This is a genomic window from Immundisolibacter cernigliae (assembly GCF_001697225.1).
GTDB lineage: Bacteria > Pseudomonadota > Gammaproteobacteria > Immundisolibacterales > Immundisolibacteraceae > Immundisolibacter > Immundisolibacter cernigliae.
The window spans coordinates 292,342-304,205 of sequence record NZ_CP014671.1; the positions used below are offsets into that span (position 1 = coordinate 292,342).

The 11,864-nt window shown below is 68.0% G+C and carries 12 protein-coding genes and 1 tRNA gene; 5 read left to right on the forward strand and 8 right to left on the reverse strand.

All coding sequences use genetic code 11. From position 1 onward, the window contains the following. Positions 1-15: 15 nt before the first annotated feature. The 6 genes from mgtE to PG2T_RS01450 form a co-directional block, all read right to left on the reverse strand. Positions 16-1,458, reverse strand: coding sequence for a magnesium transporter (mgtE, locus tag PG2T_RS01425; protein ID WP_068802492.1), 1,443 nt, complete (start codon positions 1,456-1,458; stop codon positions 16-18). A 109-nt stretch (positions 1,459-1,567) separates the two neighbouring features. Next, positions 1,568-2,443, reverse strand: coding sequence for a hypothetical protein (locus PG2T_RS01430; protein ID WP_068802493.1), 876 nt, complete (start codon positions 2,441-2,443; stop codon positions 1,568-1,570). Beyond that, positions 2,440-3,186, reverse strand: a complete 747-nt coding sequence (locus PG2T_RS01435) for a type III pantothenate kinase (RefSeq protein ID WP_068802494.1) — start codon at positions 3,184-3,186, stop codon at positions 2,440-2,442. Before PG2T_RS01435 ends, PG2T_RS01430 begins: the two co-directional genes overlap by 4 nt. Further along, the gene (locus tag PG2T_RS01440; RefSeq protein WP_068802495.1) at positions 3,170-4,165 is read right to left on the reverse strand and encodes a biotin--[acetyl-CoA-carboxylase] ligase; all 996 of its coding nucleotides are present in this window, start codon (positions 4,163-4,165) and stop codon (positions 3,170-3,172) included. The genes PG2T_RS01435 and PG2T_RS01440 overlap by 17 nt, the downstream gene beginning before the upstream one ends. Positions 4,166-4,202: 37 nt before the next feature. Continuing rightward, positions 4,203-4,276, reverse strand: a tRNA-Arg gene (locus PG2T_RS01445). Between the two features lie 79 nt (positions 4,277-4,355). After that, on the reverse strand, positions 4,356-5,060 hold the full coding sequence (locus PG2T_RS01450; protein ID WP_068802496.1) for a cytochrome b/b6 domain-containing protein: 705 nt from the start codon (positions 5,058-5,060) through the stop codon (positions 4,356-4,358). 216 nt (positions 5,061-5,276) lie between these two features. Here PG2T_RS01450 and PG2T_RS01455 point away from each other — a divergent pair, with 216 nt between their 5' ends. Genes PG2T_RS01455 through PG2T_RS01465 form a run of 3 tightly spaced genes read left to right on the forward strand, consistent with a single transcriptional unit; the run spans position 5,277 to position 8,123 of the window. After that, positions 5,277-6,401 carry a glycosyltransferase family 4 protein gene (locus PG2T_RS01455; RefSeq protein WP_068802497.1) on the forward strand — a complete coding sequence of 375 codons (1,125 nt, stop codon included), beginning with the start codon at positions 5,277-5,279 and terminating at the stop codon, positions 6,399-6,401. After that, entirely contained in the window at positions 6,388-7,137 is a 750-nt protein-coding gene (locus tag PG2T_RS01460) for a DUF2334 domain-containing protein (RefSeq protein WP_068802498.1), read from the forward strand. Before PG2T_RS01455 ends, PG2T_RS01460 begins: the two co-directional genes overlap by 14 nt. Further along, positions 7,134-8,123, forward strand: coding sequence for a lysylphosphatidylglycerol synthase transmembrane domain-containing protein (locus PG2T_RS01465; RefSeq protein WP_068802499.1), 990 nt, complete (start codon positions 7,134-7,136; stop codon positions 8,121-8,123). Before PG2T_RS01460 ends, PG2T_RS01465 begins: the two co-directional genes overlap by 4 nt. A gap of 126 nt (positions 8,124-8,249) precedes the next feature. Here the strand turns inward: PG2T_RS01465 and PG2T_RS01470 are convergent, their stop codons facing one another. Together PG2T_RS01470 and PG2T_RS01475 are read right to left on the reverse strand one after the other, a co-directional pair. Next, on the reverse strand, positions 8,250-9,215 hold the full coding sequence (locus PG2T_RS01470; protein ID WP_068802500.1) for a dihydrodipicolinate synthase family protein: 966 nt from the start codon (positions 9,213-9,215) through the stop codon (positions 8,250-8,252). A 37-nt stretch (positions 9,216-9,252) separates the two neighbouring features. Beyond that, positions 9,253-10,215 (reverse strand): dihydrodipicolinate synthase family protein, encoded by a 963-nt coding sequence (locus PG2T_RS01475; protein ID WP_068802501.1) that lies wholly within the window; start codon positions 10,213-10,215, stop codon positions 9,253-9,255. Between the two features lie 242 nt (positions 10,216-10,457). Between PG2T_RS01475 and PG2T_RS01480 the strand changes: the two genes are divergently transcribed. Next, entirely contained in the window at positions 10,458-11,174 is a 717-nt protein-coding gene (locus PG2T_RS01480) for an SDR family NAD(P)-dependent oxidoreductase (RefSeq protein ID WP_068802502.1), read from the forward strand. A 98-nt stretch (positions 11,175-11,272) separates the two neighbouring features. Continuing rightward, entirely contained in the window at positions 11,273-11,848 is a 576-nt protein-coding gene (locus tag PG2T_RS01485) for a YajG family lipoprotein (RefSeq protein ID WP_068802503.1), read from the forward strand. Positions 11,849-11,864 lie beyond the last annotated feature (16 nt).

Genomic DNA, 11,864 nt, shown 5'->3' on the forward strand with positions numbered 1-11,864 from the left:
TGTCGGCGCAACCCGCTACAGCAACAGCAGCGTCGCCAGGCCCAGAAAAATGAAGAACCCGCCCGAATCGGTCAGCGCCGTGATCATGACCGAGCCACCGAGGGCCGGATCGGCGCCCAGGCGGATACGCAGCATCGGAATCGCCACGCCGGCAGTGGCCGCCAGCAGCAGGTTCAGGATCATGGCGGCAGTCATCACCAGGCCGAGCGACACGTTGCCGTAGAGCAACCACGCCAGCAGGCCGAGCAGACCGCCCCAGAGCACGCCGTTGATACTGGCCACGCCAAGCTCTTTCCTGAGCAAGCGCATGAAGGCCTCCGGTGTCACCTGCCCGGTGGCGCTGGCACGCACGATCATGGTGATGGTCTGGTTGCCGGAGTTGCCGCCGATGCCGGCGACGATGGGCATCAGGGTTGCCAGGGCCACCAGTTTTTCGATCGAGCCCTCGAACAGGCCAATCACGCGCGAGGCAACGAACGCCGTCACCAGATTCACCGCCAGCCACGACCAGCGGTTGCGAACCGAGTCCCACACCGAGGCGAACATGTCCTCACCCTCGCGCAGACCGGCACGGGCCAACAGTTCGGCCTGGCTTTCCTCGCGAATGAAGTCGACCACGTCGTCGACCGTCAGCCGGCCGACCACCCGCCCCTGCCCGTCCACCACCGGCGCCGAGATCAGGTCGTAGCGCTCGAAGGCCTGTGCCGCTTCGCCAGCGTCATCCTGCGGCTCGAAGCTGATCACCCCATCACGGGTCATGACCTCGCCCACCGAGTGGTCGGGATCGTTGATCAGCAGCGCCTCCAGCGACAGCAGGCCCTTCAGGTGTGCCTCGCGGTCCACCACGTACAGCGCGTCGGTGTGATCCGGCAGGGCGTCGAAGCGGCGCAGGTAGCGCAGGACTGCCTCCAGGCTGACGTCCTCGCGCACGCTGACCAGGTCGAAGTTCATCAGCGCACCGACCGAGTCCTGCGGGTAGGACATGGCCGCGCGCAACTGCTCGCGCTCGGTCACATCCAGCGACTGGAACACGTCCTCGATGACCTGCGCCGGCAGGTCCGGCACCAGGTCGGCCAGTTCGTCGGCGTCGAGCGACTGCGCCGCCGCGCGCAGCTCGGCCGGGTCCATGGCCTCGATCAGCGATTCGCGAATCGCATCCGAGACCTCGATCAGGATCTCGCCGTCGCGCTCGGCCTTGACCAGATCCCAGACAAAGCGCCGATCATCGAGCGGCAGCGCTTCCAGAATGAAGGCGATGTCGGCCGGGTGCAGGCCGTCCAGGCGCTCCTGCAGGCTCGCCACGTGCTGCTTGTGGACCAGGCTCTCGACCAGGTCGTGGCGCGGCATGTCCTGCCGGTGCACAAGGTTTTCCACCAGCCGGTGACGCGCCAACAGTTCCTGCACCTCACGCAGGTGTTGCTGCACGTCGTCGGGGGCCGGACTGGCGGGCTCGGTCATGGTGGCGTCGGCTCGAAGTGGAAGCGCCAACGCCAGCGGTCGGCGGCACCGGCCGCTGCAGGCGCGGGCCGGCGCACATTATGCAGTGGCGATGCGGCGAGCTCGCCGCTCAGGGACAGGCTTCCAGCTGCAGGCCCTGCGCGCGCAGACTGTCGCTGGCCGCTGCCACCGCTGCGGCAGTGGCTGTGACGGTCCAGCGCAGCCTGGCCTGCGGCGCGTAACGCTCGCTGATCTGTGTCTGGATGGCCTTGGCGGCCAGCTCGCGCTGGCGACGGCGCGCACCATCCGCCTGCCCGTAGACGCCGAGCGAGATTCGCACCGTTCCGTCGGCGGCGCGCAGACGGTACCAGTCGCGCACGCCGGCAGCCTGCAGGCGTTCCTCGATCTGCGTGGCGGCGTCGGCGGTGCCGGTCCAATAGACCCAGTGACGAGACCGGGCTCGGTCCTGAGCTTGCAGAACCGGCTCACCCAGGCCCACTTGACGCAGGAGCGCACCCGCTGCCTCGTAAGCGTCGCCTGCCAGGGCTGCGGTGCGGTAACAGACCGCGGCATCGGCAGGCGGCGGTGTGGCCGTGTCGGGCGCCGACGGGCCAAGCTTGGTTGACGGTGCCGTTTCGGTCACCGGCAACGCGAGTTGCGGTGCGCTCGGCTCGGCTGTGGTTTCGACCGGCGCCGCCAGCGTGACGATGGACGGCTCAATGACCGGTGCGGCCAGCAGATTCCCGGCCGCAAGATCGGGCGGCGGCGTATCGACCTCGGCTGCACTTCCCGGATCGGTGACATCGGCGGCCATCACCCCGTCCAGCGGCAGGGAATCGAGTCGTTGCGGCGGTGCCGGCAGTTCGCTTAGCAGCTGCAGCCGCTTGGCCGATGGCGTGGGCGCCGTCGGCTCGGCCACCGGCCTTGCCGGGACGCTGAAACCGGCCATCCATAACGACGCCAGCACGCCGTTGAGCAGCAGCAACAGCCACAGCGTCGTTCTCATTTTTCCTCCCGTTGCAGTATCTGCCCCAAACCTTCGAGCACCAGGTGCGGCGCCGACTGCAGGGTCGCTGGCAAGTCCGGTGCCAACCCGGGCGCAGCGCCGCCGGTCAGCCACAGCGCCGCGCCGGGCAGGCGCTGGCACCAGGCCTGCACGGCCCGCTCGATACCGCCCAGCACCGCCTGCCGGGCGCCGGCCGCCACGGCGTCTGCGGTCGAGCCGGCCGCAACATCGGCATCACTGCCGGTGACCGTGCGCCCCAAACCGGTGCGGGCATAAAACGCCTCGGCCATCATCTCCAGCCCGGGGAAAATCACCCCGCCCAGATGCTGGCCGTCGTCCCTCAGGCCGTCCACCGTGACCGCCGACCCGCAGTCCACGACTACCGCCGCGCGGCCCGGGCTGCGCGCCCATGCGCCGATCAAGCCAGCCCAGCGGTCGAAGCCCAGCTGCGCCGGGTCGTGATAGCCATTGCGGACATCACCGCATCGCGCGGTGGAAAGCGGCCGCAACACCGCGCAGCCCCAGCGCGCGCGCGCGACCGATTCCAGCGTGCCCGCCAGCTGGCCACGCACCACGGCGGCAATCGCCACCCGCCGGGGCGGTTCAAGGCCGGCGAGCACGCGCTCGCAGAACTCGGCCGCCTGTTCGTCACGCCATACGGCGGCGCCGGGTGCAAGCAAACGTCCGTGCGCCCAACCGGCCCACTTCAGGCGGCTGTGCCCCAGATCAAACAGCAGATCCACGCGCCGCCCTGACCGTCACTTCGCCACCCCACAGCGCGCGCCGCTCGCCGGCACAGTCCACCAGCAGCGCCCCGCTGGCGTCAATGCCGCGCGCCACGCCGCTGATCCGCTCGCCCGCCCAGTCGACGTTCACCGGGCAGCCAACCAGCAGGTCGAACTGCGCATAGGCATCCAGCCACGGCGCCAGCCCGTTGCCGGGAAATTCAGCCATCACCTGCCGCACGGTTGAAACAACCTGCGCCGCCAGCGCCGTGCGGTCCCAGCTGCGGTCGGCCAGGCGCGCCAGACTGGTCCACGGCTGGTCGATGGACGGACCGTCATCGACGTCCATGTTCACGTTCAGCCCAATCCCGGCAACCGCCCAGCACGGCCCCTGCGTGTCGCCCTGCAGCTCGATCAGGATGCCGCCCAGCTTGCGGCCGCCACACAGCAGATCGTTCGGCCATTTCAGACCCACGCCGGCGATGCCCAGCGCCGTCAGCAGCTGCGCCAGCGCAGCGCCGATCGCCAGGCTCAAACCCGCCAGGGCGGCCGGTCCAGCCTCGTAGGCCTGCGCCACGGATAGGTACAGATTGCGCCCGAACGGCGAATGCCACTCCCGCCCGCGCCGGCCGCGGCCGGCACTCTGGTGCTCGGCCAGACACACACCCGCGCCGCCGCCGGCGGCGATGCGCGCCATCAGGTGGGCGTTGGTCGATGGCAAGGTATTGAACAGTTCGAGCGCATCCTGCGCGGCGGCCGATCCGGACAGCGCCTGACGCAGGCGGGGCAGGTCCAGCAGGTCGAGCGCCGGACGCAGCCGATAGCCGCTCGCGCGCGCGGTCACCACGTCCACGCCCCAACGGGCGAGGCTTTGCGCCTGCTTCGACACGGCCGCCCGGCTCAGGCCCAATTGCCGCGCCAGATCGACGCCGGAATGCCAGCCGCCATCCGCCAGCAGACGCAGCAGGGCAAGACTGGTGGCAGAAGGCGGCGACATGCTGGGTGCAGACCGGGCCGGCTCGACAAGGGGGGCGTGCCCCGAACACGATTCGAACGTGTGACCTTCCCCTTAGGAGGGGGACGCTCTATCCATCTGAGCTACCGGGGCGCGAGGGACGCCCGTCGCGAGGCACGCGTGGGGCATCTGAAACCTTACCCGAAGCTGCGCCGGCCCGTCCACCGGGACATCAGCCGGGCAGTTCGAGCAAGGCCCATATCATCCCCGCCGCCAGCGCCAGGCACAGCGCCGCCCGCCACAGGGGTGCCATGGAACCCGGACGGTCCTCGTAGACCCCGGGCGGCTTGCGGCCCGTGAACATGGCCTTCAGCAGATTCTCGCCGCGCCACAGGTACAGCAGCACGGCCGCCACATGCAGGCCCACGGCCAGCAGCAGCAGGTTGAAGTTTGTCTTGTGAACGAAGGTCAGAAAGCCACTGGTATCGCCCGCCACCAGGCGCGCCAACGGGCCCTCGTTGAAGATGTCGTCATTGGCGAACAGCCCGGTGCCGGCCTGCAGCGCCACCAGTGCCAGCAGGATAATCACCATCCAGCCGCCCAGCGGGTTGTGGCCAAGGTAATGCTGCGGCCGGCGGCTGAACCAGGCGCGCACGTAGGACAGCACCGCCCGCGGTCCCCGCACGAAGCCGGCAAATCGGGCGCTGCGGCTGCCCCACAGCCCCCACAGCAACCGGAACACCAACAAGGTCAGCACCGCATAACCGCAGCGCATGTGCCACTGCATGTATTCGACTCCAGCCTCGGCGCTGGCCCATGCGCCGCCAAGCAGCGCCACCAGTGCCCAGTGGAACAGCCGCACCGGCCAGTCCCATACCGCAATCTGCCCCGTGTTGGGGGCTTTCGCGCCATCAACCTGTCCGCCTTGCTGTGTCATGGTCTCGCCTGATGGGTGTGTTAGGGTGCCGGCCCGCCGTGCATGACCGGCCCGGAGTGTCGCCCCGCGCCGACGTGTTATAGCGGCTCCGGGTGCACCGTTCCAGCAGTGCCGCCGGCGGCGAGTCCGGACGGCGCCGTGGGAACCGACCGCCCTTGCCGACACTCCAAGTCCAGTCCCTGGCCACATCGGCCGGCGCCCAGGATTCACCACAGCGTGCATATCGCCGACGTCACGATGTTCTACGCCCCCACCAGCGGTGGCGTGCGTACCTATCTGGAACACAAACAGCGTTACCTGGCCACCCAGAGCGGCATCCGCCACAGCGTGCTGGTGCCCGGCAAGCGCCTGGAAAGACAAGGAGCGTTTCACACCCTGCCCGCCCCGCCCCTGGGCTGGACCGGCTACCGGCTGCCGCTGCGCGGCGCACGCTGGACACAGGAACTGTGCCGCCTGCAGCCGGATCTGATCGAGGCCGGCGATCCGTATCGCCTGGCCTGGGCCGCACTGGCCGCCGGACAGCGCCTGGGCATACCGGTGATCGGCTTTTATCACTCCGACCTGCCGCGGCTGGTCGACAGTCGCTTCGGCAGCGGCGCGCGGCGGCTGGCCGAGCGTTACGTGCGCAACCTTTACACCCGCTTTCAGGAAGTCCTGGCACCGAGCCGGGCCATGGCGCGGCAACTGCGCGCAATCGGCGTGGAGCGGGTAACCGTGCAGCCGCTTGGTGTCGACACACAGGCGTTCCATCCCGGCTATGCCGATCCGGCGCTGCGCCGGCGGCTGGGCATCGGCGCCGATACCCGGCTGCTGGTGTTCGCCGGCCGCGCCGCGCGCGAGAAGAACATCCCGCTGCTGCTGGCAACCGCGCGTGCCCTGGGGCCGGCCTATCACCTGCTGCTGATCGGCCCCGGCATGCCCCGGCCGCCGGCGCGCAATGTGACGGTCATTGACGGCTACATGCCAACGGCGCAGCTGGCCAGGCACCTGGCCGCCTGCGATGCGCTCATCCATGCCGGCAATCATGAAACCTTCGGCCTGGTGGTGCTGGAGGCCATGGCAAGCGGCCTGCCGGTGATCGGCATCCATGCCGCCGCCCTGCCCGAACTGGTCCTGCCCGGCACCGGCGTGCTGAGCACGCAGACCAGCTGCGACGGCCTGGTGGACGCCACGCGCACCCTGTTCAGCCTCGACCCGCTCGCCATGGGCCGGCGCGCGCGCCGGCGGGTCGAGGAACACTACGCTTGGGAGCAGACCCTGGGCAGTCTGATCGGACATTACCGGCGCCTGCTGGGCCAGCCAGCCTTGAGCCGCGGCGGCTCGTCACATGGCCGCCCCTGAGTCTGAACCTGCGCTGTGCGTGGTGCTGCACGACGTGGCACCACAGACCTGGGATGCCTACCAACCCTTCGTGGCCTTCGCCGAGCGGCTGGGCGTGCCGCTGACACTGCTGGTGGTGCCGGACTTCCATCACGCCGGTGATCTGCGCCGCCATCCGCAGTTCGTCAGCGCGATGAATGCCCGCCTCGCCCGCGGCGACGAGATCGCCCTGCACGGCTACTTTCATGCCGACGATCTGCCGCTGCGGGGCGATCCGGTCGATTTTTTCATGCGCCGCGTCTACACCCGTGAGGCAGAGTTCTATCGCCTGGACACCACCGCGGCTGGTGAACGCCTGCGGCGGGGGCTTGAGTTGTTTGCAGGGCTCGGCTGGCATGCAAGCGGCTTCGTGGCGCCGGCCTGGCTGCCGGGGCCCGGCACGCGAGCGGCGCTGCGGGGCTTGCCGCTGCGTTACACCAGCACCTCGCAGACATTGATCGACTTGCGATCGAAGCGGACGCACAAGGCACCCGGACTGGTGTGGAGTGCCCGCAGCCGGTGGCGGCGGGCCGTGTCGGAGCGGGTAAACTTGGCACTGTTGCGGCGCCATCGCGCGGCGCCCCTGCTGCGCCTTGGCTTGCACCCGGTCGACATGCAACACGCCGCCGCCCGGCAATTCTGGACCGATGCCCTCACTCAGCTGCTGACCTGTCGCACCGCGCTCACCAAATCGACCTGGCTGGACCAAGCCGCTTGAAACGCACATTTCTGCTGATTGCGCTCGCGCTGACCGTGGGCGCAGCCATTCCCGTGTTCATTGGTGGGCGGGCCCTGCTCCCCGAGCTGCGCAGTCTGCCGACCCAGGTTTGGCTGGTCGCGCTCGGCAGCGTCACCATCGGCTGGTTGATCAATGCCACGCGCCTGCGGTTGGTGCTGGGCGGGCTTGGCCAGAAATTGGGCCTGCCGCGCGCCGTCGCCAAGGTGATGGCCATCGATTTCGCCACCAACACCACCCCGGCCGGCAGTGGCGGCGCGCTGGCGTACGTCTACCTGGTCGCCCAGCGCGGCATCAGCAGCAGCCACGCGGCGGCCATGTATGCGCTGGACCAGGTGCTCGACCTGACGTTCTTTCTGGCCGCGCTGCTGGTGATCGCACCGCTGTTGCTGGCCGGGCCCCGCGAGCCCCACCTGGGCTGGCAGATCGGCACGCTGCTGACGCTGTTGATCGGTGGCTGCGTGCTGCTGTGGATGATGGTGCGCGATTACCGGCGCGTGCTGCTGTGGGCCGGACGCATGCTGCATCACCTGCGTATCTCGGTCGCGAGACGGCGACAACTGGCGCGCTGGATCCTGCGTTTCCGGCATGGCCTGGGCCTGCTGCTGGGCCTTGCCCGCTGGCGCCTGGGACTGGTCTATCTGCTGTGCGTGTGCCACTGGCTGATCCGCTACAGCATCCTGTTCTGGATCGTGCGAGGTCTGGGCGAACACGTGCCGTGGTCGTACCTGTTCCTGACCCAGATGCTGAGCTTTGGCGCCGGTCAGGCGACCCTGCTGCCCGGCGGCAGCGGTGGCGTCGAGCTGGGTTTCAGTGCGCTGCTGGCGCCGTGGCTGCCGGCCGCCACGCTGGCGGCCGGCCTGATCGCGTGGCGCTGCGCCACGTATTACTGGCTGTTGCTGGCCGGTGCGGGGCCTTTCGTGCTGCTGATTGGACGGCGGTTGTGGCAGGAGCCGCCGCCGGCCTGAAGCGCCCGGTCGATGCGCAGGGCCGGGACTGACCGGCTCGAAACTGCCACCCAGCGGCGGGACATAAAAAAAGCCCGGCGACCGTTGACCGGCCGCCGGGCTTTTCATCAATCGATCAGGGCGTTTTCAGACCACGCCCAGCTCGCGCAGCTTGCTGCGAATCTTGTCCTTGAACGCGTCGGAAGCCTCGCGCACCGGCGGCATGATGCGCCCGGCATTCAGGCCCAGTTCCTCGAACCACACCTTGATGCCGGCCAGCGCCGAGGCATAGGTCGCGGTCTGCACCACGGTCCACAGGAACACGTCACCGTAGAAATCGCGCACCGGGTTCAGCTTGTCGGACACGGCGCGGGCTTCTTCCCACTTGCCCTCGGCCGCCAGCGCACGGTATTGCTTCACCAGCGGACGCAGCTTGCCGTACAGGATGTAGGACAGCTCGCCCCACACCACCTGACCGCCCAGACGCAGGTCTTCCAGGAACACCGACTCCAGCGGGTCGGAGACGATGAAGTCCTTGCGCAGGTCGTGGCGCAGCTTGAGCGTCTCGGCGCGGATCAGGTGGCCCTGCTTGACCGCCACCACGGTATCCAGATCCGCCAGGCGGCGCATCAGGTCAAAGCCCAGCACCTTGCCGGACACCGGCGTGCGGTACAGGCAAACGGCCAGGTCCGTGCGATCGGTCAGGTACTTGAACCAGTCGAAGATTTCATCGTCGGTGCGCAGCTGCACCACCGGGTTGATGACCTCGGCGCCTTCGAAGCCCAGCTTCTCGACGTAGTTCATCTTCTCGATCGCTTGGTGCACCGACGGGTCCAGGATGATGGTCCACAGCGGAATCTTGCCGCGGGCGGCCTCGGCCACCACCTGGTGGTACTTCAGCCACTCGCCGAGCGTGACGTTCCAGCACTCGGCAATGAAACCGCCGACCACCAGACCCTCGACGCCCATGTCGATGAACTTGTCGATGTTCTCGCGCAGCTTCGGGTAGTCGAACTGGAAATCGTTGCCGACCGGGCTGATCGGGCACATGTAGAAGCCCTTGATCGTTTCGGTAGCCCAGGCCTTGGCGTCCTTGCGACTGTAATCTGGCATGACTGCGTTCCTCCAGGATTGATATTGCGGGGCCGGCTCAGACCAGGCCCAGTTCCTTGACCTTGGCGCGGATGTACTCGGCGCGCTCGTCCGACACCGGCCGCACCGGCGGGATCATGCCGCCAGCCTTGAAGCCGAGCGCCTCGAACCAGACCTTGACGCTGGCCACCGCGCCGGCGTAGGTCGCCGTGCGCACGATTTCCCACAGCAGGATTTCGCCCAGGAACTCGCGCACCGGGTCCAGCTGCACGGAGACCGCGCGGGCCTCTTCCCACTTGCCCTGCGCCGCCAGCGCGCGGTACTGGTCGATGAGAGTGCGCTTCTTGCCATAGGCCAGGTAGGAAATCTCGCCCCAGCAGATCTGCCCGCCCACGCGCAGGTCTTCCAGGAACACCGCCTCGGACGGGTCCGACACGATGAAATCCTTGCGCAGGTCGTGACGCAGCTTGAGCGTCTCGGCACGGCTCAGGCTGCCCTGCTTGACCGCCACGCAGGTGTCCAGATCCGCCAGCCGGCGCATCAGATCAAAGCCCAGCACTTTGCCGGATACCGGCGTGCGGTACAGGCACACGGCCAGGTTGCTGCGGTCGGTCAGGTACTTGAACCAGTCGAAGATTTCATCGTCGGTGCGCAGCTGCACCACCGGGTTGATGACCTCGGCGCCTTCGAAGCCCAGCTTCTCGACGTGGTTCATCTTCTCGATCGCCTGATGCACCGACGGGTCCAGGATGATGGTCCACAGCGGCAGGCGGCCCTTGGCGACATCGGCCACGATCTCGTGGTAGCGGTACCAGTCCGACAGGGTCAGGCTCCAGCACTCCGAGATGAAGCCGCCGATCACTAGGCCGTCGATGCCGACATCGATGAACTTCTCGACGTTGTAGCGCAGCGCCTCCTCGTCCATCTTGCCGTCTTTGACGGGGCTGATCGGGCACTGGTAGAAACCGGTCAATTTCTTCAAGGCCCAGGCCTTGGCGTCTTTGCGGTCGAATTCGAGCATGGCACGCTCCTTTGTGCGGGTGCTTACGGGGTGGAACACATCAAAATGACTGAACGGTCGGTCGAGTGCCCGGCGGCACGTAGCCCTCCAGCTCCCGAATCCGAGTCCGTTAGGAAGCGCCGGATCATTTCAGAATCGCCCCCCGAAATCAACCTGACGGCCGCCCTGGCTGCGCCTATCATGGGCGGGCAAACGTTGCTGTTAGGCTCGATTCTGGAAGCCGCCGCCGCCGGAGATGACGCATGAGCACATGGCCCACTGCATTGATCGTCGGCGCCGGCCCGGGGCTCAGCCTGTCACTGGCCCGCCGCTTCGGGCGCGAAGGCTACGCCGTGGCCATGGTCGCGCGCCGCCAACCGGTGCTGGCAGAACTCGCCGCGCAACTCGACTCGCTTGGGCCGCGCCTGAAAACCTACGCCGCGGATGCCACCGATCCGGCCGCGGTGGGTGAGGTCTGCGCCGCTACCCTGCGCGACCTTGGCGAACCGTCGGTGCTGATCTACAACGCCGGCAGTTACCTGCCGGGTGGCATTGCCGACATCACGCCCGAACAGTTCGAGGCCGCCTGGAAAACCGGCTGCATGGGCGCCTTTTTGTTCGCCCGCGAATTGCTGCCGGCGATGGCCGACGCCGGCCGCGGCACCGTGCTGCTGACCGGTGCCACGGCTGCGCTGCGCGGCGGCAAGGGTTTTGCCACGCTGGCGGTACCCAAGTTCGGTCTGCGCGCGCTGGCCCAGTCCATGGCGCGCGAGTACGGCCCGCAGGGCGTGCACGTTGCGCACGTCGTGATCGATGGCCAGATCGACACCCCGCGCCTGCGCGAACGCGACCCGGACCGGCCGGCGCACACGCTGCTGGCACCCGACGCCATCGCCGAAACCTACTGGCAGCTGCATTGCCAGGATGCGACGGCGTGGACGCAGGAACTGGACCTGCGCCCGGCAGTGGAACAGTTCTAGGGAAATGCGGAATACGCCCGAGTTCGCGCAGCGCAGGCGGCAATCCGGACAGGACGGCACAATACGCGGCCCATCCTGCGCCTTAGGGAATCACCCTCATGCCCTGCCTGCACCGTACCCTGATTGTTCTGGTGAGCCTGCTCGCCGCCTGCAGCACGGCGCCGCAGCGGCTCGACCTGAAGCCCGCCATCGATGTCACGGCCCGCAATCTGGGCCAGGGCACACCGGTGGCGGTCACCGTCATCGACCGCCGTCAGCTCACCGAGGCCCAGCGCAGCGGCAGCGTGACCGGCATTGATCCGGCCGTGAACGTGGTCGACGTGGTGTACCAGGAAGCCACCCGCGCACTGGAGCAGCTCGGCTTTGCCGTCGAACCGTCCGCCAGCCCGCTCAGCAACACCCTGACGCTGGAACTGCTGAACATCAACTACGACCTGACGACCGCCGTGATGAAAAAGACCGTGTTCGTGGACGCCGACATTCGCGCCACTGCAGCCGCTGGCGGCAACACCTTCGCCACCACCTACCGCGCGCACCAGGAACAGGAAGTCGCGTTTCTGCCCTCGCCGGCCCTGAGCCAACGCCTGGTCAACGAAACCTTGTCGAACGCCCTGAGCCGGGCGCTTGCCGACCCGCAGCTGATGGGCGTTCTGACTCAGCGCGGCACTCGATAACTCATAGGGGACAACA